Source organism: Maribacter aestuarii (genome assembly GCF_027474845.2).
In the GTDB taxonomy this organism is placed as follows: domain Bacteria; phylum Bacteroidota; class Bacteroidia; order Flavobacteriales; family Flavobacteriaceae; genus Maribacter; species Maribacter aestuarii.
This window is the reverse complement of the sequence record NZ_CP107031.2, coordinates 177,677-204,223: the sequence shown is the minus strand read 5'-3', so window position 1 is coordinate 204,223 and position 26,547 is coordinate 177,677. Positions and strand designations below refer to the sequence as shown.

Below are 26,547 nucleotides of genomic sequence, written 5' to 3'. Positions count from 1 at the left end.
GGAAAGATGGATTGGTGTACCCTGCCAAAAGCCCGCAGTTTTGTAGTGTATCATCAACAATCAAAAACAATGAAATCAGTCGTAACGTTAATCACTTTATTTATCGCCACTACCATCATGGGACAAAATGTCATATCGGGTTCTATAACGGACACCAATTCCTTGCCCATAGCAGGCGCCAATGTATATCTGGAGGGTACTTATGACGGGGCCTCCACCGATGCTGAGGGAAACTTTATTTTTACCACTTCGGAAACCGGTACCCAAAATCTCATCGTATCCATGCTATCCTTTGAGACCTACATGCAGGCTGGGGACGTTTCTTATTTAAAAGACTTGAACATAACGATGCGCGAGGCCGTCAACCAATTGAGCGGTGTAACCTTGACCGCCGGTACCTTTGAGGCCGGGGACAATTCCAAAGCTTCCGTGCTTAAACCTTTGGATATTGTAACTACTGCCGGAGCAGCCGGCGACTTTGTGGCGGCTTTGCGTACCTTACCCGGCACGACCACTGTTAATGAAGACGGCCGATTGTTCGTTAGGGGAGGTGCCGCCGGAGAGACACAGGTATTTATAGACGGCCTTCGCGTATTCCAACCATTTAATGCTACTGCAAACAACATTCCCACTAGAGGACGGTTTTCGCCATTCCTGTTCAAGGGCATCACCTTTAGCACCGGGGGTTATTCTGCAGAATACGGTCAGGCACTGTCCAGCGTTCTACTGCTAAACACCACCGACGTTCCCGACCAGGAAAAAACGGATATCTCCATCATGTCCGTTGGGGGAGGTGTAGGGCATACAGAAATTTGGGGCGATCAATCGTTGAGCGTGAATACGTCCTATATCAATTTAGCGCCCTATGAAGCTTTGATTCCGTCGGATCAGGGCGTACAGTGGAACCGCCCTTATGAGTCCATTGCAGGGGAGGCGGTATTTCGTAGCAAAGGAGAAAAAAGTATGTTCAAACTCTATACGGGATTTAATCACGCCAATCTGGATATCGCACAGGAGGATATCAATTTTGATGAATACATCGATTTTAAATTAAAGAACAACAACCTTTATTTTAACAGTTCGTACAAGCATTTTTTCGATAAGGAGTGGACCTTAACTACCGGCGGTAGTATCTCGGTAGATAAGAACGACATTGGGTTATTGGAAAATACCATCGATATCCGGGAAACGGGCTCACATCTAAAGGCCAAGATTGGGAAGAGCTTTAGTAACCGCTTTCAGTTGAATTTTGGGGCTGAGTATTTCATTACCGATTATGAGGAGACTTTTTCCACTGCTGACGGGTTTACTTTTGACAGTGCCTATACGGATAACTTGTTCGGGGCGTTCACCGAAGCCGATATATTCTTTAGCAACAAGTTCGCCATGAAAGTAGGCGCACGGCTAGAGCGTAGCAGTGTAATGAATACGCTTACGGTATCCCCAAGGGCCTCTTTGGCCTACAAGAGCGGGGAAAAAGGTCAGTTTTCCTTGGCTTACGGGGATTTTTACCAAAATCCCTTATCGGAGGTTTTGCGCTATGACCAAAGTCTGGAATCGGAGAAAACATCGCACTACATCCTCAACTATCAATATTTGGATAACGGAAAGACCTTTAGGGCAGAGGCGTATTATAAGAATTATGACAACTTGGTGAAATTTAATACGGAGATGCCCCAATTCGATTCCAATTACTCGAACAATGGGGATGGCTACGCCACCGGCTTAGATATTTTTTGGAGGGATAACAAGAGCATCAAAAACTTGGATTACTGGATATCCTACTCGTACTTGGATACGGAACGTGACTATCGGAATTTTATGGAAAGGGCAACGCCCAATTTTGCACCTAAGCATAGTTTTTCCTTGGTGACCAAATACTTTATAACCGATTGGCGCTCACAGGTAGGTTTTTCCTATAACTACGGTTCCGGTAGGCCCTACGACAACCCGAATACGGCTGAATTTCTGGCCGAGAAAACCAGGTCGTACAACAACCTAAGCGTAAACTGGGCCTATTTGATTTCCCAGCAAAAGATTTTATACGTCTCCGTAAGTAACATTGCCGGATTCAAGAACGTAAACGGCTATCAGTATGCCAACACCCCGAACGCTGCAGGTAATTTTGATAGACGAACCATAAGCCCTGCGGCCGATTCCTTTTTCTTTGTAGGCTTCTTTTGGACTATCAGTCAGGACAACAAAAGCAACCAGTTGGATAATTTATAAAATGCCGTCTCAATTCGTTTGTATCAGCTATTGTTTCATTCAAGTCAATCTATCTTGGTAATATTCGCTTTCTTTATAAAAAGAAGCAACAATGAGCAAAATAAAAGCATATGCGGCCCAGTCCAAAGAGGCCGATTTAGAACCAATGGACATTGAACGAAGAGAACTAACGGATGATGACGTAAAAATCGATATTCTATACTGTGGCGTTTGCCATAGCGATTTACACCAAGTCCGTAACGATTGGAAAAATTCCAAATATCCTGTTGTACCAGGTCACGAGATTGTGGGTAAGGTGATGGCAGTGGGTAAGAACGTTTCGAATTTTAAGGAAGGCGATTTAGTCGGTGTAGGGTGTATGGTAGATTCGTGCCAAGAGTGCGGTGCCTGTAAGGACGATTTGGAGCAGTTTTGTGAGAAAGGAGCGACCATGACCTACAATAGCAAGGATAAACACATGGGCGGCCATACCTTCGGAGGATATTCCGAGAATATAGTGGTGGACAAGGAATTTGTATTGAAGGTTCCCACCAATATCGATGCCAAAGCCGCTGCGCCACTGTTGTGTGCAGGAATCACCACTTGGTCTCCGTTAGCCCACTGGGGCGTAAAAAAGGGCGATAAAGTAGGCGTGATAGGCCTCGGTGGTCTTGGACATATGGGTATTAAATTTGCTCATGCCATGGGAGCGCATACGGTTATGATTACGACCTCTCCGAGTAAAAGCGAGGATGCCAAAAGTTTGGGAGCGGACGAAGTACTGATTTCCAAAAACGACGATGATATGGAAAAACATGCCGGCTCGTTTGACTTTTTGCTGAATACCATTCCAGTTGGCCATGATGTCAATCCATATTTATCCTTATTGAAAAGAGATTCTACCATGGTACTTGTTGGGGCTATTGAACCTTTAGAAGCGGTTCACGGTGGAAGCGTAATCATGGGAAGAAAAAGAATTGCCGGTTCCTTGATCGGTGGAATTAAGGAAACTCAGGAAATGCTGGATTTTTGCGGGGAGCATAATGTAGTTTGTGATATAGAGATGATAGATATGCAGAATATTAACGAGGCTTATGACCGATTGACGAAGTCGGATGTGAAATACCGTTTCGTTATCGATATGAAATCTTTGAAGGAAAGTTAATAGTACAGCTATACCATGTAAAAGACCGTCTTCCAAGATGGTCTTTTCTATTTAACAGGCTGATGGCTAGAAAGATTACAGTATTTATAGATACTATTGGTGCCTGGTAAAAAAGTTTGTTTTTTCAAGTGATTTGACTCGGTACTTTTTGTGGTAGAAGAAACTCGGACTGACGATGTTATGATGTCAACAAGTGGAATGTAGTCGTTTATTTTCTAAGTAAGGTTTTCATTACGTTGTTCATCCATAGATTTTAGATAGGCCTGCAAGTTGGCATAGGCTCTAAAAGTAACCAGCAGCAATGCGATAACAATGAATGAAGTAGTAACGAAGATGAAATAAGTCATGCAATTAAGATTTAGTCGAGCTGGGCGCTCTTTTCAATACCTACGGAGTTTTTTTACCTGGGTTTTACCTTTCATCGAATAGTCCGCCAACACGACTAACAAAATTTTAATATGTTTTATTCCTACATTACCATTCTATAAAAGATATATCACTTAACAACATTACTACCTTGTACCTGAAACGATTCATAAAGCAAATTCTACCTTTTGGCCTGATTTGGGCAGGTTTCGCCTTTGTTTATAGTTTGGTGGAATATGGACTGTTGGGCCAACTGGATAAATACCCCGCTACCGGCAACCCTTACGATTTTGAAAGTAGTCTTTTGCCCTTGATACTGGGCTCTTTCCTTATCGGTTTGCTACAGGGTGCCTGCGAGGTACGATGGTTTCGCCGGGTCTTTGAGAACACTTCGCTCAGGATGAAAATCCTTTTGAAAACATTGTTCTACATTATATTCATTGCCATTAGTCTCGTAGGTTTCAGTATACTCAACAGTTTCTATAATTATGAGGTATATCAATTTACCGATGCGCTGGATGATCTAAAGCGTTTCGCTGGAAATTTTTCTTTCTGGAGTACCCTTATTTTTATGGGCTTTGTGGCTGGTATAGCTATTTTCTTTTCGGAAATGATTCAGTATGTAGGAGATGGGGTTTTGTACAATGCTTTATTTTCCAAATACCACAAACCCATTTCGGAAATACGCATATTCATGTTCTTGGACATGAAGTCCTCCACGGCTATCGCCGAAACCTTGGGGCATGAAAAATACTTTGCCCTTTTAAAACAGTATTATTCGGATATGACCTCCGCAATTTTGGATACGGAAGCGGAGATTTACCAGTATGTTGGTGATGAGATCGTACTCTCATGGCCTAAAGATATTGGACTCAAGAAAAACAACTGTATCGCCGCCTTCCTAAAGATTACAAAAACCATAGATGGGAAGGGAATGATGTACGAGAAAGAATTTGGCGTAGTCCCAAGTTTCAAAGCAGGCTATCATATAGGAGAAGTTACTACTGGCGAAATAGGCACTATTAAAAGAAATATTATTTATACGGGTGATATCTTAAACACGGCTGCTCGCTTGGAAGCGGAATGTAACGCCTTCAACACACGAGTCTTGATATCAGGCGAACTATATAAAGAATTAAAAGGGGATAAAAGTTTTAAATTCAATAGGTTAGGAGAGTTGTTGCTGCGTGGAAAGCAAATCCCAATCGATTTGTATACGATAGAATTTTAAAAATTCTTTTTTACTCAGAGATTTTACAATTTCTTGAATGCTCCATGGCTTACACCATACTAAAAACAATACCAAAGGATAGTCTAGCGTGAAGTACACTGTATAGTTGTCAAAAAAATAACGGGCTGTAAGTCTACAGCCCGTTATTAATCGTATCGCGGTTTATTTTATATCAATTGCCTTCTTCAACAGATTCCATTTCCACTTCAAGCATAAAATCTTGGAGGGTCTTATTTGCCGCAACGATAGCTACCTCTAGCGTATCACTAGAAACATAACCATCTAATAGAGCCGCAGTGTTATAGGTACCTGCTTCCAATCCCATAATCATGTACCTCCCATCGATATCCGTGAATGTAGTGGTAGTATCGGTTTCGTTAAAAACTTTGACTTCAGCGCCTTCCAGGGGTAACGAAATGTCCTCTAGCACGGTGGTCACTTTTCCTGCGAGTGTTCCTGCGGTGGAGGAATTGCTGGCTTTTATGACCGGTTTAAAATTAAAACCTTTGATTCCGCCTTCCACTCTGGAATTGCCTTTGGCGACAAAAGAACGGCTCACGTCAAAATCTAAAAGTAAATCCGATGAAATACCTCCCACGACTTTGATACCTGGCTTTATAAATACCTTAATGCCAGTCTGGGCTCCACTTGGTACTTTAAGGCCATAGGACGTACCATCCGTTAAAAGAACATTGACTCCTTTAACATAAACCCGTACTAAATCATAGGTTCCAACAGGCACTTCTACATCTGCCATCATAGCAGTGGTGCCGTTAACCAATTCCAAGAGGTTTAAAGGAATTTCTTCCTCCATTAAGGTAATATATGTTGAACCGTTCTCTTCGCTTTCCATAGATTCTAGGTCCGTTTCAGAATCGCCTTTTAGACGGGCATCAATTTTGAAGACAGTTACGTTTGCTTCCGCAACTTTGTCAAACGGAAAAGGGGCGTCCACCATTTGAACGTTTAAACGGCCCATATCTGAGCTATTTTCAGCGTCATCAGAGCAGCTAAAAAATAATAAAAGAGCGGGTAGTAAACTAAAAAAAAGATTCTTTCTCATGTTTAAAAATTTAAATTAGACTCGATTTTTCAATCGAATTTTAATGATCTTAAACAAGTTGGGCGCTCAAAGATGTAAATAATGAGTGAATTGCCGAGGAAGTCCTACGTTTTTTCGATAAACGGTAGCTTTTAAAAGAATCGTTATTTAAGTACAGGCTTACCAAAGCCTTTGGCAATAATATTTTCGGCGGGTTTAAAGCGAGGTGAGAAATCAAGGTCGGTTTCGGCACTTTCTGCTGTGGTTCTATTGTTCCATTCCCAAATATAAATACCTGCCAACCACGGTTTTTCCCATACCTTGTTGAACAGGGCCTCATAGGCCAATTGTTGGGTTCTATCCGACTTTTTTTGTAACAATATACCTCCAAAGGACGCCCATTCCCAGGGTTTAATTGTTGCATTAGCATCGCTCTTGTAGCCTATCTCCGTGAAGAGAATGGGTTTTCCATATTTTTCATGAACCTGCTCCAGTTCCAATAGATGCTTGTCCCATCCTTTTTCAATGGTCTCCAATTCTGGATTTTCAACTTTTGTCAACGGAAAATAGGCTTGGATGCCTATGTAATCTAACTTGTCCCAAAATGTTACGTGTTCATACTCATCGTACCAATTGGCGGCATAGGTAAGCTCACCATTGTAGATTTCCTTTATCTCATCGATGAGCGCACTCCATTTTTCCGGTTGTTTTTTTATGGAGGTCCGTAATTCAGTACCAACGCAGAACAGTTCCGATTCTGTTAAGGCCGCAATTTTGGCATAGCGCAGCATATTGGTCCGGTAAGAGGCGAACCAAGTATCCCATTCCTCGGAATTGTCCAGAGAGATATTGGACCGCCAACCATCGTTCATCCATAGGTGTGGTTTCAGGTGAACTTTTAGACCTTTCTCGTGAAGGTCATTAATGGCCCTAATAAAGCTGGAATCCCTCCTAGTAAAACGCTCCGGATACTCCGGAACATTGATAACTTTTGTCCGGTCATCCTTTTGATATAGAAACGGAATTACGGCAACCCACTCTACATTGGCTTTTATAAGACTGTTTATGCCCTCCGTATTATCCTCGGACCATCCAAAAACGCTCATGCCTCTTTGCTTCTTATCGGTTTCGTCCAAATTGTTGACGATGCCATCCGTGTTCATTACGGAATTGTCCCACTCATAATCGTTCCATTCATAGGAATTAGCGTAAATCAATGTTTTAAAACCGATAAAAGTGATGAGTATAGGCAATATAAAACGATAGCCAAGTTGTTTAAAGAATATTGATTTTCCCTTAGTGCGGTAAAGCTTTGTGAAGTAGGTTACGGCTAATAGCAGTAAAGAACATAATGCGAAAAGAACATGAAAACCGATTAGAAAATTACGATTAGCTGCAATTTCAAAGAAGAAGAGCGCGCTATCGCCCAAATCACGGTCACGACGACTTAAGAGGATGGTTATCGTTATGAAGGTAATCACCCAAAGGATGATATACAGGTAGGTCGCTCGTTTGAAACTACTTTTCATATCAGCGGGATTCGCTATTTTCTTTCATAACCTTGGCCACGGCAATCGCCTGTGGATCCTGTTTTTCCAATTCCTCAATAATTCTAGGATGGTCATGCTCCCGACCCTGGGACATTTTTTTTGCCGCTTGTATTTCAGTGATGTGTATCTGAAATCCGACCACGCCTTTTATCTGACGCATCGTTTTGGCAGAAAGGTTATTAATGGAAACCGGGCATTCCGAATTTTGCTCGTATTTGTCCACCAGTTTATGCATCGAGGCTAGAACGGCCGGTTCGTCCAGTATCTGTAGTTTTCCATAAACATGTACGGCTATATAGTTCCAAGTGGGTACTTCTTCCTTTTGGTACCAGGATGATGAAATATAGCTATGGGGTCCGTTGAAAATACATAGTATTTCTTCCTGCTCTAAAAATTGCTTCCATTGTGGATTTGCTTTTGCAATGTGACTTACAAGGATATCATTGCCTTTTTCGTCCACATCCAGTTCTAAGGGGATATGGGTAGCCCATGGTTTCCCATCCACTTGGCTCACCAGAATACCAAAGCTATTCTCCCTAAGGAATTGCTTTACTTCGGATATATTTTCGTTCCTGTAATGTGCGGGTATAAACATGATATAAAAGTAGCGAAAACATTATTTAAGCAAACAATGATTTTATTACGGTCAAGATGTTACTTAAATCATTACTATTTTGACGTGAACTTAAAAAATTACACACATGCCTTTTATAACGAATAAATCAGCAAAAGAACAAGTAGATATTTTTTACGAGGACTACGGTAGCGGTCAGCCTGTTATACTCATTCACGGATGGCCATTGAGTAGAAAAACTTGGGAACAGCAAGTTTGGAAAATCGTAGAATCCGGCTTTCGTTGTATCTCATATGACCGCAGAGGCTTTGGGACATCATCTTCGCCATGGGGACCTTATGACTACTCTGCCCTTGCCAGCGATTTGAATACGATTATTGATGGTCTTAAATTGGAAGATGCCGTCATAGTAGGATTTTCCATGGGAGGTGGGGAAGTTGTACGTTATCTTACAGATTACGGCTCCAATAAAGTCGCCAAGGCGGCGCTCATCAGTTCCATCATTCCATTAGTAAAGAAAAAGGATGATAATCCAGAAGGGGTACCCGAAAGTGATTTGGAAGGAATTATAGATGCCCTACAAAATGATAGGGTAGGGTTCTTAAAAGAATTCAGTAAAGGATTTTACAATTTCGCAGACAATAAGGACAAAGTGAGTCAGGCACAATTGGATTACGACTTTACCATTGCTTCATTTGCCTCCCCACGCGCTACCATACAAACTGCCCTGGCCTGGATGCATACAGATTTCAGACCCGAGCTTAAGAACGTTAACGTTCCGACATTGATAGTGCATGGTGACGCGGACCAAACCGTTCCCATTACAACATCAGCGGAGCAAGCGGCGAAAGGTATCAAGGACAATACCTATGAAGTTATTAAGGGCGCACCACACGGTCTAAACATTACCCATGCCGATGAGCTCAATGAAATTTTGATTAAATTTTTAAAAAGCTAGAAAAAGAGCATTTTTTAAATAGAAGCCGGACTTTGTTCCGGCTTTTTTAATAGTCCAAGATGGCTAAAACGGGCAAATGGTCTGAAATGTGTTTATTATTTTCCATTCTATCGTCAATATGAACATAACTTTTAACAAGGAAGTCTTCTACGAAAATATAGTCGATACGCCTATCCAATTTCATTTTAGGGTCAAAACCATTGAAGGTTCCCGTAGGCCCATAAAAAGGATTTTGGGAAATTTTCTGAGCGTCCGAAAGATTTTTTTGTAAAAATTTAATGGGTAGTTCATTCGGCGTAAGGTTCAAATCGCCCATGAGTACCACGGGATATTTTTCTTTGTTCATCTCCACTATTTTTTGAAAAATTAGCGCTGCCGATTTTTCTCTGGATTCTTTACCGATATGGTCAAAATGGGTATTGAAGACATAGAGTTTTTTGCCCGTCGTCTTTTCCTCAAAACGTCCGTAGGTACAGATTCTTTCCAAGGAGGCATCCCAACCTACGGAAATCTCTTCAGGGGTTCCCGAGAGCCAAAAAGTTTTTTGGTCGAGAAGCTTGTACTCCGTAGAATCGTATAAAATAGGCGAATACTCGCCTTTACGAACACCATCGTCCCGGCCAACTCCAATATAAGTAAAATTTGTCAGCGCACTGTCGATATAGGTCAATTGCCGGTGCAGCACTTCCTGCATTCCAATAAATGAGGCCTCATAGTGTGCTAGCAATTCAACCAATACTTCTTTCCGGTCATTCCAATTATTTATGGTGTCGTTTTTATTATCGTACTTGATATTATAGCTCATGACCTTAAGCTCTTGTCCATATGATGTCAATGTCAAGACGTAAAATAGGCCCAAAAGTATTATTGATTTCATTTCATAAGAGTTGTATATCCATTGACAATTTAGTCATTAACAATTACATTTGAAGAATGGAACAGAAAGGATATCTACACCAGATACATCCCGTGCTCCCGGTAAAGGATGTTGTGGAAGCTTTAGATTTTTATGTAAACCGATTGGGTTTCAGAATAGCCTTCGCCGATGATTCAAAACAGCCTAAATATGCAGGGATTATAAGAGATGCAATAGAAATCCATTTGCAGTGGCATGACGCCGAGGAGTGGGAGTTGGAGATTGATCGACCGATGTTACGAATTGTGACGCAAAATATAGAGGCCTTGCACGAAGAGTATTCAGAAAAAGATGTTTTTCATGCCCATACCTTATTGCGTGAAACTGCTTGGGGTACTAAGGAGTTCGCATTTTACGACCCGTTTGAAAACGGGCTTACTTTTTATAGGGATGCCTAATTTGGCTTTTGGCTATTGCCATTCTTTTCTTCCTTTTTCATTTGAATATATCTTGATACCAAACGTAGGCCTAATCTAGCAAAAAGGATTACCGTAATTACCATTACAATATCAAATCCGCTCAGTTTTCGTTTTTACTTAAGGTAGTATATTTAGATGACTGCTGTCATCATTTTGCCATTTCTAACTTTTAGTACTTTTTTAAAGCATTTGCGACATCTTTGAATTTAAATCAATTCTGATGATACCGATCAAAGTATGTAGTAGTGTAATCAAACTTACCTTTTTAATACTGGGGGCAATACTTAGAATAGGCTTGTTATTAAGGTTTGCTGTATATAAAGAAAGACCCGAAAAAAAATTTCGGGTCTTTCATGGGTTGGTTATTAACGGTCACTATGATTTTATAATATTTATTGGCGTTCAGCCGCTTTAACTTGAGGCCCAAGGCCGCTGAGGTCATTTCTTACCTCCCAGATTTCGACCTGATCACCATGGGTCGTTGCTTCCACATCGGCTAGAAAGCCAGGAAAACTTCCAGCTCCATGGACCTCTTCAAAGTATTGGACGAATTTATCCTCTTGTGCCAACCAGGAGGAGTTCTCGAAAAAATCAACCCATCCGAAATCCATACCATCCATATTATTCATTTCGTTGGAATAAACACCATAAATTTGCTCCGGCATTTTTTCTTTGTACACTTTGACAACTTTTTTAAGAACTTTCTCCATAAAATCCTGTTCTTTAAATCGCTTAACGTCAATCATAAAAACGGATAGTTTCTTAATTTCAAAATCCTTTGAAAAGTTAGAAAGCTCTGGATGCATTTTCATATAATTCACCCGTACTTCCGGCATAAGGTATTTTGAAATGTTTTTGTTATTGTCATCGGAATGGTCTTTTCCAGAAGGTCTTGCGTCTATGGTACTCCATGTACAAGGGCCCATATTAAGCATATATTTACCGGCATTGGTACCGTTTAAAATATTGTATACCCTAGCCCCGTAAGGACCACTACTGTGAAATTTCTTGTTGTGGGCTGCAATACCAGCTTCAAATTCAACAATTTTTTCCGGATTTACCGTCAACATCACATTTTCGAAGATCAAGCCTTCGTTGGTTTGTGCCATCATAAATAGTGGCAGTAGTAGCATTGTAACTAGTAATTTTCTCATTGGTTCTATATTAATTGGTTAATACTCATTTACTAAAATTAAACTCGGCACTTTTCATAAAAACAGACAGGTTAAACAACGACAACGCCTAAACTAATTCCTAAGTCAAACACTAACCATGAATGACATTGTCGTTCGTAATACACTGAAAACCGTAACCTGTCTGAATGTTTTTACTGTATTTATTATTTACCTAACCGGGCCCCCTCCATAATTCCCCCGAAATTGAACGGTTAGCCCAGTTAGGTTTGATTCATTATTTAATTGGACATTGCATCGGCCAATTGTTTGGTATCTACATATTGTTGAAAACCTACGACTTTACCATTGCTGAGTGTCCACAGATGGGCAGCCTGAGCATTTATTGAAGCTCCGTTCTTTAGCTTTCCGTGGTATCTAAGGGTGGCGAGTACTTGATCGTTGACCATTTCATGTAATTGAATATCGGCAAGTGTGAACGATTCATAATCTTCCCCAATACGATTGAATATTCCATCCAAAACCGCATCTGGTCCCTTGTACGGGTTGCCATCTGCATAGGCGTTTCCTTCCGCTTCCATCCATACCACGTTAGGGTCAAGCGATGCAAGAACATCAGGAATTTCTCCATTGGCAAAAGATTGGTACATCCCGTTTACAACGGCCCTGTTATCTTCTGGAGGCAAGTTGTTCATAGCCTCGATTTGTTGTAGCGCCAAAACCATCGGTGAATTATCCCAATGTCCACTGGACCGCACTATTTTTCCGTCAATAAATTGTCCGGTAAGGTGAACAGGAATTTTAAGTTTCTTTCCGTTTGCTTTAAGGGTTCCTTCCCAATCGCCCCAAAAGTTGACCCAGGTGTCCCCATCATCGGTCACTACCATTTCATATTCCTGGTCTTTGGCTAGAAAACCGCGACTTTCAAGATTGTTATCGTTTTCCTTGTGATAAGCGATCATTTCTGCCACTGAAGCCCCAACATCGGGACTGTTATTGAATATCTTCGCGGTGTCTGCATAATGGGTGGTCATAGCTTCCCAATCTTGGTTACTATAGTTTTCAATGAGCGCTCTAAAGGTGTCTATTTCAGGTGAGTTCTGGGTGTAACGTTGTTCTTGGTTACAGGCCGCTAGCATTATTATTGCTAGACCCGTAAATAAAAGGTTTTTCATTGGTGTCGTTTTAGGTTAAACTAAATTTTTGATATCCTTCTAATAAATGTTTTTTTAGTCAGAAGATGAATAGGCCATATCGGGTCTCATTTGTCCTTCAATTATTTCATATTGCAAAAGTTCCGATTGAAAATCCATCCATGTCTTTTGCCATTCTTGCCCCAGCAGTTCATTATTCTCAGCTATTTTGGAGGCATAATCGACCGCATCTTTAGCAGCAATGGCCACCATATAGAAGGCACCGCGTGCACCAAAACCACTCTTGTAGGTACGGTAATGTACTTTTGACCCCTTACTTTCGAATAGTTTTTTAATTGCAGCTGATTTTTCCCGTAGGGCTTTCTCGTTACCAGGTGTATAATGGAAATAGTGGAATTTTCTATAATTTTGACCTTCAGGTGTTTGTGTGATACCTCCAGGCATATAGCTTAGTTCTTCGTCCATTTGAATAACATAATCGTGTTCGACATCATAACTCTTATTCATTTTATCGAATAGCGCGTTCATGGCATCCCCGCCCATTTTTTCGGACAACGTATTAAAAGCGTCATAATTGATGTCGGCCATAGAATTTATAGGACTAACCCATAAGTATCGATGATCAGCGGTGTTACTTACAATGACATTAAAGCCTGGAATATTATGTTTTTTTAAATTGGCCGTAAGCTCCTTACAGACCGTTTCATAAGACGAAACCATGGCCGGTTTTACCACGTCTTCATGAACCCAAAATAGGTTGGATGGTTCCTCTTGGGCAACCCCGGTGGAGAGGACGCCGAATAAGATGATGCTAAATAAATGTTTTGTTTTCATTGTTTTCATAATTAGTTGTTTTAGGTGTTCGTATTTAAATTATTGCTTATTCCAAATGAGGTGGGAGTAGGGTATACCCCCAATCTTCCATGACGCCCAACATATCAAAATAGGCACTTTCATGAATTAGTAGTCCTTTGTCATCAAAGGTTAGCACGCTAAAACCTACTGTTTCACTCTTTTTTCCCGTAGGTGTCATTTCTCCCAGCATACCTGTATTAGTCCCATTGCTTGTCCAATTGACGTAGCATCGATTTCCTTGTACAATGATTTCATTTTCCACCACCTTAAAATCGGGCAGTGCGGTATGCCAGTACTCAATCGTTTCATTAAGTCCGTTTTGATCGCTTGAGGTAATCTCCCCGTTCACGTTGCGTACGATATTTCGTATGGCAATCTTCTTTATCAATGCAGTATCGTTATTGCTCCATGCCTTCAAGTAGTTTTTGGAGGCTTCTTTAAGTGCTTCCGTAGTTTGGGTTTCAATGGCTCGAGAATCCTGTGCTTGTCGCCCATTGTTATCCTTACAGGCAGCGCCGGATAAAAAGGCAATCAACAATAAAAGAAAAGTCGTTTTTCCCATAACGGAGTACTTTTTATCGGTATTTAGACCGATGTAATGGGGAACTAAGACGAATAAAGGATTTTATAATCGATTTATAAAGCGGATAAGGACGAACGAGCTGTTTTTCTGTCCGAGTGGGTAATATTATTTATCCAACAATAAATCGATATAATGTTGTATATTTAAAAGAACGCTGTACCCCGCCAACTAACAAACCAATAAATGAGAAGCACTTTTGCGAAAGCAATTTGTTTTTGTGTCTTTTTCACTTTGAAATGCAGCTTCACTTTTGCCCAATTTATCGACTTTGCTAGCGAAAAGCCCTACAAAAAGGTATTCGTTGAAACCGATAATTTCGGCAGTTCTTACCTAGATGTCTTGGAAGATGCCTACCCGAATGCAAAACACGATTCCATTAAATTTTCGATACTAAATGACCTTGCTTATTATACCCATACACGAAATCTTGTAAGGGCTTTGGAATTTACCCAGGAAGGCCTGAGGCTCACCAAAGAAAAAGGGAATATAGAATGGGAGGGTAGATTTCAAATAACGCAAGGCGCCATTCTTTTGAGAATGGAAAAGTTGGACAGCGCACAAATCGTTTTAGAATCTGCCAAAAAGAAAGTATTACCAACAGACCTTTCTCTTTTGACCACGCAGTTGGGCTACGTTTATGAGCGGAGAGGTCAATTGGATAAGGCTACTGACTACGCCTTGGAAACCTTGAACCTAGGGAGGGAATTAAATGATAAATGGGCCTTGGCAATGGCTTATAGTGATTTAAGCAATCTTTTTTGGAAACAATCGAAATTTGAAACCGCCTTGGAATATGGGCTCAAGTCCTTGGAAATTTTTGAGGAACGGGGCATAAATGATATGGATTACGATTTCACCTTATTTGTTGTCGGCAATGTCTATTTAGCCTTAAAAGATTTTGAACAGGCCTCACACTATTTTCAGCATTCCATTGTGATTGGGGAACGCTATGGGTTTTACAACAACCTTAGCGATGTCTATATACTGTTGGTCGATTTACACTTAAGTCTCAATGAACTGGAAGAGGCTGAGGAGGCAGGGGCAAATGCCCTCAGATATGCAGCATTGCTAAACAATAATTTTATGACCATGCGCAGTTGGCTTGCCATTGGGAAGGTGCAAAACCTACAAGGTAAACATGAATTGGCCATTGAAAGTCTTACAAAATGTATCGCGGTGGCAACAGAGGATTTTGGGGATGCCTTTTATTTGAGCGTGGCCTATGAGACCCTAGGAAACGCTTACGCCGCCAATCATCAATACGAAAAGGCCTATTTGGCTTTTGCCGAATACGATAAATTTAGGGATGTGGTATTCACTGCGGAAGCAGATAAAAGAACAGCACTCTTACGTACCGAGTTTGATTTGGAGGATAAAGAAGCAATAATACTACAACAGGAAAGCAGGATCATGCAGCAAAGGGCACGTCAGAATCTAATCATCATTATAGCCGTACTGCTATTTCTACTTTTTATACTGTCCTACAAGGCTATGCGAAATAAATTCAAAATAAATCGATTATTGAAACAACAAAACGACGAAAAAGAATTTTTATTAAAAGAAATCCATCATAGGGTAAAGAACAATTTAGAAATCGTTTCAAGTCTCTTATCATTACAATCAGCCCAGATTAATGACCAGAATATTTTGGATGTGTTCGAAGCAAGTCAGCACCGGGTTCAGAGCATGAGTATGATCCATCAAAAACTGTATAAGGGCGAGAATTTGGCGGCTATCGAAATGAAAGAGTATTTTGTTAACCTCTCTGAATATATCATTGATGCTTTTGGTTTAGGTGAAAAAGTTAAGATCAAAGTGGTTATGAAAAAACTTGAACTTGATATTGATTTAGCAATACCTATCGGATTGATTGTTAATGAGTTAATAACAAATGCTTTGAAATACGCTTTTCCCAATAACGGTGAAGGATCAATTGTTGTCTCCCTGGTAGGAAAAGGAGATAAACTGCAGTTGGATGTAATGGACAACGGTATTGGGATGAGTACTTTAAATGAAGTAAGGGGTACCGGTTTCGGTTCGAAACTCATTCAATTACTTACTGAACAACTTGATGGTAAAATGATATTGAATACAAACAAGGGTACTGCGATATCAATTCAGTTCCAACTTAATAAAGCGGCTTAATGAAGAAAACTACAAGTATATTGATTGTTGAAGATGATATGATTATTGGAGCGAACATATCATTACAATTAACCAATTTGGGATACGAAGTAGATGGTTTGTTGTCAAGAGGTGAAGATGCGCTTGTGCATATAAGGGAAAATACCCCTGATATACTTTTAATGGACATTAACCTAAAAGGAAAAATGAACGGTATTGAAACTGCCAGGGCTATCCAAGCATTTCAAAACATACCAATAATTTATTTGACCGCTAATTCCGATGAGGCTACTTTTAATAAGGCTAAAGAAACCCACCCTAGGGCATTTATAACCAAACCTTTTAATAAGTTAAACCTTCAGCGAACCATAGCGCTCGTAGTAGAAGAAATGGGCGAAAAGAAATCTATTACACCACCCAATGATGTTGAAGTGTTGCAGGATCGTATTTTCGTACGGCATAATGGAAAGATGGAAAAGTTACTGCTTCAAGATATTCTCTATATAGAAGCTAATCGCAATTACGCTACCATAGTCACGCTGAAGGGAAAGTTGGTCCTCTCATGTACCCTAAAGACCATGGAAGAAAACCTACCAAAGGCTAGTTTCATACGTGTGCATAGAAGCTATATGGTAAATATTGCTAAATTGGATGTGGTAACAGATCACCACATAGAAATCAAACGAAAGGTGATTCCATTAAGCAAAACCCACAAGGAACTCTTAATGAACCGTCTGCATACCATTTAAAGGTTTTAGCTGGAGCTATTACAGCCTGAAATATAAATGAAGTGATTGCTATGAATCTCATAAACGCAACCCTTTACTTCTGCATCTTCAGGTAATAATCCGCTGAGTGTTTTCCTGAACCGTAGAACAAGAAAAAAACACAGAGTGCTAAGGTGACCAAGGCTAAAATTAAGTTTACCCCGTTCATTACTCCTATAAAGTTTACGATTACCGCCCCAATTAGGATGGGCAGTTGAGCGGCTACCGCCCAACGGGTGAGCAAGCCGAATACAATCAGTAATCCTCCGACAAAATGTGCCGGAAGAATATAATGCATTATCAACATTCCTCCCGGTAAATCTTGAAAAGGCTTCATCATCTCAACCATTTGAGAATGATTGGACATAAAATCCACTCCTTTTATGAAAAGAAAGACCCCGAGTGCAACACGCACCACATCCAAGGGATAATACGTATGGGCATTAGCCCATTTGTTTAACGATTTTATAGTGGCCATAACGATAAAATTTTAATAATATTTATCTAAGTTACTTATTTATAAGTACTTGAAAAAATATTATTTCAAAAATAAAACTATATAAGGTTAAACAAAATTTCCTTTATGTGAGCTAAATTTTAAGTAGCAAAGGTTAGCCATATTTGCCGTTACCAATTAGTCCCTATCAAAAATGCTAGTAAAAATGTGCTTGACAGATTTCATTTGCAAAAAACAGGTAACAATAAGATTGGTTGTAATTTTTTGAGCAGAAGCGAATCCGTAAACGAACTGGGAAAGAACTATGCTATAAAACCTTTTTTTGGTTAAGGGTAAATCAACAAACCACTCAGCAAAGGCCTGCCGCAATATAATTTTAGTTTGAAGAATTAAAATGGAATGTAAAAAAAGGTATAGTACCTAGGCCGATAAGAATAATCCTAAAAAGTGATACCCAGAATTGCCAAATGGTAAGGAGTATTTGGTTAGTTATACAGAACTGATCTATTATCAGGAAATCTTTTTAAAAGTGTTCAAATTTTATGATTTTAAGGTAATTAGGAGTAGTAGTAAAAAAAGTCTATATTTTTTCTACGAACCACATGTCTATTTCGCCTTTTCCCTTTGCGTTTATCTTGCCTCGATATGTAAATTTTAGTGTAGGATTATCCTTAATCAGCTCATAAGTTTCCTGGGAGATATTTACCTTGCCCACCGCACCGCTACTCTCCATTCTAGAAGCAATATTTACGGTATCTCCCCAAATATCGTATTGAAATTTCTTGACACCTACTATTCCTGCAACAACAGGTCCTGTATGTACACCTAATCTCATTTCAAAAGTAAAATCATCCGTATTCTCCTTCTCTAAAATTCTCCTTGTTATGTAGGATTGCATTTCTAGAGCTGCTAAAATGGTATTAAGTACAGAATTTTCAGAAGGAACTGGTAGCCCACCAGCAGCCATATATGCGTCTCCTATGGTTTTAATTTTTTCTATTCCGTGCTTTTCACATATGAGGTCAAAAGCCTTAAAACAGTCGTTTATTTCTTCAATCAGTTCTGCTGCGGATAGTTCTGCCGACTTCTCAGTGAAACCTTTAAAATCAGTAAATAAAATTGAAACCAATTCAAAATCACGGGCGGATGCTTCGCCTTTCTCCTTAAGTTCTTCTGCGATTTCTGCCGGCAAGATGTTCAACAATAAATTTTCGGAACGGTTTTTTTCTTTTTCGAGAATTGCACGTGATTTTTTTACAAATCGCCATCTGATATAGAACCCAACGGCGAGTAAAAAGAAGATAAGACCTATACCGATAGCTAGATTTCGGTTCTTATCCTTTTTTTGAACCTCCGCTTGATGCCTCATTTGTATCTCCATATCCTTCTCCACTTGTACCAAACTGTCTTCCAATACTTGTTTTGAAAATTCTATCTGCTGAAGTTTTATGGCGGTTTCTTCTGTTTGAATACTATCTGAAATGAGAATCATTTCTTCATGATAGGCCAATGCCTGATTAATATTCCCAATTGCCCTAAAGGCCTCGTAAAGACATTCACATGAATACTCTTGACCGCCCAAGTCACCAACTGTCTTAGCTAGAGCAAGGCTTTTTTTACAATATTCTATGGCTTTTTTATTGTTACCTAAATCTAGATGTAGGTCTGCTATACTTATTAGGATGGACGTACTCCCTTGCACATCGTTTACACTTTCACTTATTTCTAAACTACTTTCCAAGTAGTTTAATGCCTCGGTATAATTTTTTTGCTCTAAATGAACACTTCCAATACCCGAAAGAGCTGAAGCCCTACCCAGTTTATCATTTCTCTCTTTTTCAATGGCCAATCCTTTGTGAAAGTACTCCAGTGCTTTTTCATAGTCGTCCTTATTCAGATAGAGGTTGCCAGTATTAATGTATTGTGCTGAATTCGCCATTTCATCATCAAGCTCCATATTTATGGCAATACTCTTCAAATAATACTCTAACGCTTTTTCGAAATCGCCTTTAACGCTATAAATACTTCCAAACTCATTATAGATAGATCCAATACCATCTAAATCGTCTATTTCTTGATAAATCTTTAGACTTTTCTGATAATATTTTAATGCATTAACCACATCTTCATTATCATGGTATATAAAACCTGTTCTTAATAAAATATCCGCTGTACCTAATTTATAGTTGATTTTTTCGGAAAGTGAAAGTCCCTCCTTATATGAAGCAAATGCATCGGAATAGTTTCCAGTTCTAAAAGAAATGTACCCTTTCAGATTAAGTGCATCTACAGTCCCTTTGTCATATTTAGTTTCCTTTGTAAAGGCATATAATTGATTAGCCATGACTAGGGCACTATCTGGGGCACTATAAAAAGGGCCTTCATAAATATAATCGTATAGAGCTAGGGCGCGTGTGGAATCCGGTTCATTTACGTCTTCCCAAATGGTGTAAAGTGACTCCAATTCCGTTTGAGCAGAAATTAGACCTTGGAAAAACAGAAAAATGAAGAGTAGGACTATTCTATTTTTTCTAAGCCGATAAAATGTATTACTAATTTTTCGTGGTTTCAACATAGAGCTTTAACAGCGAACTTTTTATCTGAGTCATATACTTAGTAAAACTCATTCCCTTTATTTTTAGTCCGATTTATTCCTTGTGCTTTTCAAACCAGGCTAGTATACTTGCTATTTTGGCTATCAGATTGCTTGGTTTATTGGCAATACCATGTGATGCTCCCGGAATCCGTACCATGGCAGTCTCTACTCCCTCTAATTTCAGGGCGGTATAAAACTGTTCCGATTCGGCAATGGGCGTACGGTAATCTTCTTCTCCTGTCAATAACATGGTCGGGGTATTGATATTGGCCACATAGGATAGAGGGGAGCGTCTGAAATAGTTTTCTGGATCTTCCCAGGGTTTTTTTCCGAACCAATATTTGGAGAAAAAAGCTGCTCCGTCCGCATAAAGTACAAAACTGGTCCAGTTGATAACAGGTTTGGCCACTACGGCGGCCCTAAAACGGTCTGTCTTACCCACTATCCATGCTGTAAGTACACCACCACCGCTACCGCCGGTCACAAATAGCTCGTCTTCATTTACGTATCCTTCTTTAATGACTGTATCTACACCACTCATTAAATCGTCATAGTCATGGTTGGGATAATCATGGTGAATCAGATTTCCAAATTCTTCCCCATAACTGGTGCTACCCCTAGGGTTACTGTAAAGGACTACATACCCTGCTGCTGCATAAGCTTGTATTTCTGCGCTATAAACTGAGCCGTAACTGCTAAAGGGGCCACCATGAATTTCTAAAATAAAAGGATACTTTTTCTTGGGGTCGAAGTCTGGAGGGGTAACTACCCATCCTTGAACCTTTCTTTGGTCATACGATGATTCCCACCAAATTTCTTTCACTTTGCCAAGTTTGCGAAAAGAGAACAAATCGTCGTTCACAAAAGTTAATCGTTTACTTCCGTTTTTGTCACCTACCGCCAAATCTGAAGGATGCTGGGTTCCACCAAGTGTAGAAGCAAAGCGGGCATCATTAGAAACGGTGAAGTCTGCGGCATTGTAGGGTCTTCCTAGAGACAAGCCTCCCAAACCGTCCATTAGCGTAGTAACTTTGCCAGCTAGGGAGATATGACCAATTTTTGTATCGCCCTCCTCATCATATTGGAAATAAAGTCCCTTTTCGTCCAGAGCCCATTGAGCATTGGATATATCCCTGTCAAAATTTCCTGAGATTAACCTTGAATCCGTACCGTCCGCGTTCATGACATATAACTCAGTAATCTGATACCCCTGTAATTTGTCATCATATCCGGAATAAGCTATTAATTTGCCACTAGGGGAAAGAACAGGAGAGGTATCCGGACCATATCGGTCGGTCAAGGGCTTTTTTTCGGTTGTGGTAAGGTTGAGTTCATAAATTTCGCTGTTAGCAGGTTCAAAGGCTTCATCCGGATTGAAATTCGCCGAAAAGTACAAGCTTTGGTTGTCTTTTGACCAAACAGGTGCGCCGTGGTCAAAGTCTGCTGTAGTCAACTGCCTAGGTGTACCACCATCAATAGAAAGTGTAAAGAGTTGGTCATTACCCCCTTTTATATAGCCTTGACCGTCACCCCTGTAATTCAATTTATCAATATAAGTGGGCGGAGTGTTCCATTTGGCACCTTCTGGTGCGGAGGGCATTTTTACAATGGATTCCTCTTTTTTGGGCACGAACATCGTAAACGCCAAATAACGGTCGTCATTTGACCATGAAATATTGGAAGGGGCTTTTGGCGTATTGGTTAAAGGGGTTACGTCTTTAGTATCCATCCACATGAGGTAAAGTTTCATTCGGTCATCTTGCCTATTGGATTTAAAGATGATTTTTTTTCCATCGTGAGACCATCTAGGGTATACATCATTTTGGTTACCCGTTGTAATTGGCCTGTTGCCAGAACCATCGTAGTTAACAATCCATATACTGGAAAGATTTTTATCGGTCATGATGTCCTTAAAGTTTCGCACATAGAGTATTTTACTTCCATCTGGCGAAATCTGTGGATCGGAAATAAATTCCATGTTGTAAATGTCCAGAAGCTCTAAATTGGAAGTGGCTTGCGTATAGGCAAAAGCTGTGGTAAGTACAAAAAATAACTGGAGTAATCTTTTCATTTTCATTAGGTTTGATGGATAGTATCGAATATAGCAATTATATAGCGAACTGTTGCTATGGCAGTGCTTCCAAGGATAACTTGTAAATTACGGCCGATTGGACGGCAGGAGTAACTTAAAATTTAAATTTATATGAAAGTATTATTCATGGGAGGAACTGGTAATATTAGCACACCCTCCAGCAAACTAGCACTTAAAAAAGGGATGGATCTTTTCCTATTGAATAGGGGTAGGTCTAAAGTCGAGATTGACGGGGCAAAGTCCATTGTTGGAGATATCAATAAACCGGAAGAACTAGACGAGCTTAAAAAACATAAGTGGGACGTGGTGGTGAACTGGATTGCCTTTACCCCAGCCGATATTGAAAGGGATTTGGCCCTTTTTAAAGGAAGAACCAAGCAATATGTTTTTATAAGCTCGGCATCCTGTTACCAAACTCCATTAAGTTATCCAATAATCACAGAATCGACACCGCTTTGCAACAATTTATGGGATTATTCTCAAGGAAAAATCCAGTGTGAGGACCGATTGCTAAAATCATATCGTGAGGAAGGCTTTCCAATAACCATTGTACGGCCCTCTTTGACCTATGACACCGTTATTCCTATCGCCATTGGAGGTTTTAACAAATACAATACGGCACAGCGAATATTAAACGGAAAAGAAATTATTGTCCATGGGGATGGAACCGGACTTTGGACGGTAACGCATTCCGATGATTTTGCTAAAGGCCTTGTCGGACTTTTAGGTTTAACACAGGCTATTGGTCACGCTTTTCATATTACGTCGGACGAAATATTAAGTTGGAACATGATTTATAAAATTTTGGCTAACGCCCTTGGTAGGGAAGCGAAGATGGTACATATTGCTTCGGATTTTATTTGCAAAATCGAACCTTCCTTTACAGGAACTTTGTTAGCCGATAAAGCAGAGAGCGTCATTTTTGACAATACAAAAATCAAGACTTTTGTTCCTGGATTTAAAGCCACGATTCCCTTTTCCGAAGGTATAGTCCGAACTATAAATTGGTTAAACGAAAAGCAGGAACGTCAAAATATAGATCTTGAGACCGAAGCTAAAATTGAAAATATCCTGAGGGCCTACAGCAGACTGTAGCAAAGATTATGCTCTTAGGGTAAGTATGGCGTAAGAAATAGCAAGTATTAAAAAGATTAACAGGCTAAAGGCCAAAAAGCGTAACGATCTATTTACATATTTGAACTTTAAGGCGGCAATTTTTGATATAATGTATATCTGTTGTCCAAGCTGGTCAAATAACTCTTCCTCGTTTAAGCTAATCTTATAGAAGATTTTGGAAAATTCGTTGATGGAACCAAATTTGGTAATAACATCGCCAAAATAAAAAACATTTTTATCATAGTTGCTTTCTAGCCGAGGCATAAAGCAACGAATACTAAAATAGATAGATGTGGCCGTGCATAAAAACCAAAGCCCCAAAAGTACGTATATCAAAAACTCCCTTGGTCCTCCAGTCAGCAGTATTTCAATTTGTTGAAAGATAAAATTAAGGAGAATACCATAGAAGGTTAGGATAAGCCCTGCTTTTACTTCGGACGCACGAATAAGTCCCAATACATAATTTATACTGCCCCAATAGTGATCCACCAATTCCTCCGCATGGCCTTTAGACTCCAACTGTTCAATAAGCTTTTTCTGAAGTGTTATAATTTTTTGGTCTTCTGGTTCTTCCATTATTTCTGGTTATTTAAGTCGAATATTTGGATTTGGTTGGAATATCATTTTGATAGTGGTCTAAAATCCATTACTCGATTTTATTGTACACCGTAATGAGTTGCGCTTTATTCATTACCCTTATACTACCTACTTCTTAGTATTTAAAAGCTTTTTTCACTTATTCGTAGCGTCTTCTTCCGAACCATTTACGCCATAGTTACCCCTTAATGCCATTAAATTTTATAATGGGCATATATAGCCTTATAGGATATCTTTAGACAAACATTAGATGAGATGGAATTATTAGGCTACAGAATATCTGATTCTCAATAAATAATATTATCCAGTAGTTTGTCTAGAAAGCGTTCTGCGGCAGAATATTTTTTGTCTGAATTGAAAAGTTCATTGGTTTCTTTTCGTAGATCTGTCAATTCCATATGGCTAAATTCGTGCTTGTGTACAGCCATTTCTATTTTATGGATTCTGGTATCCTCATCCTCATCTTTTACAAATTCCTGATAAATTCTATTAAAAGTGTCGTTATCTGTTTTGGCCTTTATCAGTGCTATTTCTTCTTGAGATTGTTGTGAATCTGCTTGTGCACAAAGTAATAACAGATAGATTTTTAATTCTTTTTTTGTCCAGTGTTTTTTTGAGCTGCTCATACTTTAGAAGTTAAAATGGTTTACGTGCCTCAAAAGGGGGAAGTTTAGAGACGATTTTGAATCACTTAAATATACAATAAAACTTGGTATGACATAGCTGACTTTTTACTGGATAAATATATTTTGAGGAGTTTTTCTTTTGTCAACTAGCTAAGTTCTGTGGAATGTGTTTAGAATACGGAATACTAGAATTTCATCAATACTAAGCTCTTAAGTTTATGAAAATCCTCATTCTTAATGGATGAAATAGTAATATCTAAGTATCTTATGAGGACGAAATTATATAAATGCTAGGATTAGTTATCTCGCTGTTGTTCGAGTACCTGAATTAAAGCTACAATTCCATATTCCGAAGGTATAGTACGGATTCTAAATCGTTTACGTGAAAAACTGGGAAGCTAAAAACAAACCTTCTGAGACCAAAGGCGAAATTGAACATATACTTAGGGCCGATAAATCGCTGTAATCAGTTCTTCATAGGAACCTCTGGTACCTTCTGATACAAGGCATTACCGGCAGCCTCATATTTATCCCCAACCACCCAGGTCGGTGTAGAAAGGTCATTACCAATTTGCCGGCCAGAAAGGACGTAAGCTCTAAAAAATTTTAGAAGGTAATCATAGTCTAAGGTGTCGGCTTCATCTCCTGGTCGGTGATAGTATTTGGTGACATCGCCATCAAATGATGAAAAACCCAATGAAAATGTCGGTGAAGGAATACCTTTCTTGGCAAAATTGACATTATCACTTCTATCGAACAAACCCTGCTCCTTTGCAGGGTCTTCTATGGCTTTTAGCCCAAAGGTTGTTGCCGCACTTGCTATATTTTTTTCAGCTGTTGTGCGGGTAAGACCTATTATGGTTGCCAAAGAAGTATCGTTGTAACCCCCATTATCGCTATTGAAACAGTAGACCATTTGATTTAGAGGTAAAACCGGATTTTCTACATAATATTCGCTGCCTAATAAACCTGCTTCCTCTCCAGTAAACAAGATGAACAGGGCAGAGCGCTTCGTAGGGTATTTGGCCAGGTTTTCTGCCATACTCAAAACTGTGGTAGTGCCAACAGCGTTGTCCCTCGACCCATTATAAATAGTATCCCCGGTTTCGTCCGGTGTGCCGATGCCAACATGGTCATAATGTGCGGAGTAAATAATGTATTCGTCTTTAAGTTTTGGGTCCGTCCCTTCGACAATTCCAATAACGTTCTGGGATATTACTGCTTCCTCGTTTTTCTCGCTTAGTTTGATTTTTGCCGTTAAGGCCGTAGAAGGTTCCCACTTTGTAGTCAAAGCACCACCGGTATCCAACGCCCAAAGGTGGGCCACTTGTTGGTCGTAACTTTTATCATCTTCCCCATTTTCGTTCTCGGCTACCATCAATTTCGCCTCATTAAAATTATGTGACATGAAATTCCACGTATTTTCATTGGTATCCAAAAGCTCAATAATGGCTGAGACACCCTTTTCTTTAGCCATTTTTTGTTTCTCCATTCGTAAGCCATACGCGGTGCGTGCATCTTGAGCATCGGGTCCACCAGCTTTAACTATAATCACTTTGTCTTTAACGTCCTTCCCGGTATAATCATCCAATAGCCCGTAGTTCAAAAAAAGCGCATCACCTTCAAGTTGAACAGGGGAAGGAAAAATGAGGGCATAATCTTCAATTTTCATGTCGTTGATTTGAACGCTTACTTCAGATGGGGGTAATACACGTTTCAACTTTACATCTTGGTAGTAATCATTGGTTTTGGGATTGGGCTTTACTCCATAACCACGCAGGGTATTGGCCAGGTAGGATGCGGTGATCTTCAATTCCGGGGTACCTGTAGCCCGACCTTTTAAAAGGTCATCGGCTAGAAAATAGATATGTCCTTCAATTTTGCTTTGGTTTACGGTTTCCATAGTTTTTTCAATATCCGTTTGAGCGGATAGGGAGTAAACACAAAGAAGTAACAAGAGGTTAGAAAAAGCTTTCATATTAGTTTGGTTTTTATTGGTCTTCAGAAGGGGGTAAGAT

Annotated in this window: 23 protein-coding genes; 8 read left to right on the top strand and 15 right to left on the bottom strand. The window is 39.7% G+C overall.

The window, feature by feature from the left end:
• Window positions 1-69: 69 nt before the first annotated feature.
• Window positions 70-2,229: a TonB-dependent receptor gene (locus N8A89_RS00920; protein ID WP_281540563.1), complete on the top strand. Its 2,160-nt coding sequence runs from the start codon at window positions 70-72 to the stop codon at window positions 2,227-2,229.
• Window positions 2,230-2,320: 91 nt separating this feature from the next.
• The gene (locus N8A89_RS00915; protein WP_281540562.1) at window positions 2,321-3,373 is read left to right on the top strand and encodes an NAD(P)-dependent alcohol dehydrogenase; all 1,053 of its coding nucleotides are present in this window, start codon (window positions 2,321-2,323) and stop codon (window positions 3,371-3,373) included.
• A gap of 215 nt (window positions 3,374-3,588) precedes the next feature.
• Here N8A89_RS00915 and N8A89_RS00910 read toward each other — a convergent pair whose 3' ends face one another.
• Entirely contained in the window at window positions 3,589-3,720 is a 132-nt protein-coding gene (locus tag N8A89_RS00910; RefSeq protein WP_281540561.1) for a hypothetical protein, read from the bottom strand.
• A 170-nt stretch (window positions 3,721-3,890) separates the two neighbouring features.
• On the opposite strand from N8A89_RS00910, the gene N8A89_RS00905 reads away from it, so the two are divergent.
• Window positions 3,891-4,970 carry an adenylate/guanylate cyclase domain-containing protein gene (locus N8A89_RS00905; RefSeq protein ID WP_281540560.1) on the top strand — a complete coding sequence of 360 codons (1,080 nt, stop codon included), beginning with the start codon at window positions 3,891-3,893 and terminating at the stop codon, window positions 4,968-4,970.
• Between the two features lie 172 nt (window positions 4,971-5,142).
• On the opposite strand, the gene N8A89_RS00900 is transcribed toward N8A89_RS00905, so the two are convergent.
• The 3 genes from N8A89_RS00900 to N8A89_RS00890 form a co-directional block, all read right to left on the bottom strand.
• A complete protein-coding gene (locus tag N8A89_RS00900) occupies window positions 5,143-6,033 on the bottom strand; it encodes a DUF4382 domain-containing protein (protein WP_289644721.1) in 891 nt (296 codons plus the stop codon).
• Window positions 6,034-6,176: 143 nt separating this feature from the next.
• Window positions 6,177-7,541, bottom strand: a complete 1,365-nt coding sequence (locus N8A89_RS00895; protein WP_281540558.1) for a glycoside hydrolase family 113 — start codon at window positions 7,539-7,541, stop codon at window positions 6,177-6,179.
• A gap of 1 nt (window position 7,542) precedes the next feature.
• Window positions 7,543-8,157: an FMN-binding negative transcriptional regulator gene (locus N8A89_RS00890; RefSeq protein WP_281540557.1), complete on the bottom strand. Its 615-nt coding sequence runs from the start codon at window positions 8,155-8,157 to the stop codon at window positions 7,543-7,545.
• Window positions 8,158-8,263: 106 nt separating this feature from the next.
• Here N8A89_RS00890 and N8A89_RS00885 point away from each other — a divergent pair, with 106 nt between their 5' ends.
• The gene (locus N8A89_RS00885; RefSeq protein ID WP_281540556.1) at window positions 8,264-9,094 is read left to right on the top strand and encodes an alpha/beta fold hydrolase; all 831 of its coding nucleotides are present in this window, start codon (window positions 8,264-8,266) and stop codon (window positions 9,092-9,094) included.
• Window positions 9,095-9,140: 46 nt separating this feature from the next.
• On the opposite strand, the gene N8A89_RS00880 is transcribed toward N8A89_RS00885, so the two are convergent.
• Window positions 9,141-9,971, bottom strand: coding sequence for an endonuclease/exonuclease/phosphatase family protein (locus N8A89_RS00880; RefSeq protein ID WP_281540555.1), 831 nt, complete (start codon window positions 9,969-9,971; stop codon window positions 9,141-9,143).
• 56 nt (window positions 9,972-10,027) lie between these two features.
• Here N8A89_RS00880 and N8A89_RS00875 point away from each other — a divergent pair, with 56 nt between their 5' ends.
• Window positions 10,028-10,408, top strand: coding sequence for a glyoxalase superfamily protein (locus tag N8A89_RS00875; protein ID WP_281540554.1), 381 nt, complete (start codon window positions 10,028-10,030; stop codon window positions 10,406-10,408).
• A gap of 413 nt (window positions 10,409-10,821) precedes the next feature.
• Here N8A89_RS00875 and N8A89_RS00870 read toward each other — a convergent pair whose 3' ends face one another.
• From N8A89_RS00870 to N8A89_RS00855, 4 genes are all read right to left on the bottom strand, one after another.
• The gene (locus tag N8A89_RS00870; RefSeq protein WP_281540553.1) at window positions 10,822-11,583 is read right to left on the bottom strand and encodes a hypothetical protein; all 762 of its coding nucleotides are present in this window, start codon (window positions 11,581-11,583) and stop codon (window positions 10,822-10,824) included.
• Window positions 11,584-11,843: 260 nt separating this feature from the next.
• Window positions 11,844-12,737, bottom strand: a complete 894-nt coding sequence (locus N8A89_RS00865) for a nuclear transport factor 2 family protein (protein WP_281540552.1) — start codon at window positions 12,735-12,737, stop codon at window positions 11,844-11,846.
• A gap of 54 nt (window positions 12,738-12,791) precedes the next feature.
• Entirely contained in the window at window positions 12,792-13,559 is a 768-nt protein-coding gene (locus tag N8A89_RS00860; RefSeq protein WP_281540551.1) for a hypothetical protein, read from the bottom strand.
• A 37-nt stretch (window positions 13,560-13,596) separates the two neighbouring features.
• On the bottom strand, window positions 13,597-14,133 hold the full coding sequence (locus tag N8A89_RS00855; protein ID WP_281540550.1) for an ester cyclase: 537 nt from the start codon (window positions 14,131-14,133) through the stop codon (window positions 13,597-13,599).
• 204 nt (window positions 14,134-14,337) lie between these two features.
• Here N8A89_RS00855 and N8A89_RS00850 point away from each other — a divergent pair, with 204 nt between their 5' ends.
• Window positions 14,338-16,299 (top strand): histidine kinase dimerization/phosphoacceptor domain -containing protein, encoded by a 1,962-nt coding sequence (locus N8A89_RS00850; RefSeq protein ID WP_281540549.1) that lies wholly within the window; start codon window positions 14,338-14,340, stop codon window positions 16,297-16,299.
• Window positions 16,299-17,027 (top strand): LytR/AlgR family response regulator transcription factor, encoded by a 729-nt coding sequence (locus N8A89_RS00845; protein WP_281540548.1) that lies wholly within the window; start codon window positions 16,299-16,301, stop codon window positions 17,025-17,027. Before N8A89_RS00850 ends, N8A89_RS00845 begins: the two co-directional genes overlap by 1 nt.
• Window positions 17,028-17,100: 73 nt before the next feature.
• On the opposite strand, the gene N8A89_RS00840 is transcribed toward N8A89_RS00845, so the two are convergent.
• From N8A89_RS00840 to N8A89_RS00830, 3 genes are all read right to left on the bottom strand, one after another.
• The gene (locus N8A89_RS00840; RefSeq protein WP_281540547.1) at window positions 17,101-17,523 is read right to left on the bottom strand and encodes a DoxX family protein; all 423 of its coding nucleotides are present in this window, start codon (window positions 17,521-17,523) and stop codon (window positions 17,101-17,103) included.
• Between the two features lie 559 nt (window positions 17,524-18,082).
• Window positions 18,083-19,966: an adenylate/guanylate cyclase domain-containing protein gene (locus tag N8A89_RS00835; protein ID WP_289644720.1), complete on the bottom strand. Its 1,884-nt coding sequence runs from the start codon at window positions 19,964-19,966 to the stop codon at window positions 18,083-18,085.
• 184 nt (window positions 19,967-20,150) lie between these two features.
• Complete coding sequence (locus N8A89_RS00830) at window positions 20,151-22,169, bottom strand: S9 family peptidase (RefSeq protein WP_289644719.1); 2,019 nt, start codon at window positions 22,167-22,169, stop codon at window positions 20,151-20,153.
• A 132-nt stretch (window positions 22,170-22,301) separates the two neighbouring features.
• Between N8A89_RS00830 and N8A89_RS00825 the strand changes: the two genes are divergently transcribed.
• Window positions 22,302-23,285 (top strand): SDR family oxidoreductase, encoded by a 984-nt coding sequence (locus N8A89_RS00825; RefSeq protein WP_281540541.1) that lies wholly within the window; start codon window positions 22,302-22,304, stop codon window positions 23,283-23,285.
• 6 nt (window positions 23,286-23,291) lie between these two features.
• Here the strand turns inward: N8A89_RS00825 and N8A89_RS00820 are convergent, their stop codons facing one another.
• From N8A89_RS00820 to N8A89_RS00810, 3 genes are all read right to left on the bottom strand, one after another.
• Window positions 23,292-23,882 carry a Pycsar system effector family protein gene (locus N8A89_RS00820; protein ID WP_281540540.1) on the bottom strand — a complete coding sequence of 197 codons (591 nt, stop codon included), beginning with the start codon at window positions 23,880-23,882 and terminating at the stop codon, window positions 23,292-23,294.
• Window positions 23,883-24,190: 308 nt separating this feature from the next.
• Window positions 24,191-24,529, bottom strand: coding sequence for a hypothetical protein (locus N8A89_RS00815; protein ID WP_281540539.1), 339 nt, complete (start codon window positions 24,527-24,529; stop codon window positions 24,191-24,193).
• Between the two features lie 466 nt (window positions 24,530-24,995).
• Window positions 24,996-26,507, bottom strand: a complete 1,512-nt coding sequence (locus N8A89_RS00810) for a M28 family peptidase (RefSeq protein ID WP_289644718.1) — start codon at window positions 26,505-26,507, stop codon at window positions 24,996-24,998.
• Between the last annotated feature and the right edge of the window lie 40 nt (window positions 26,508-26,547).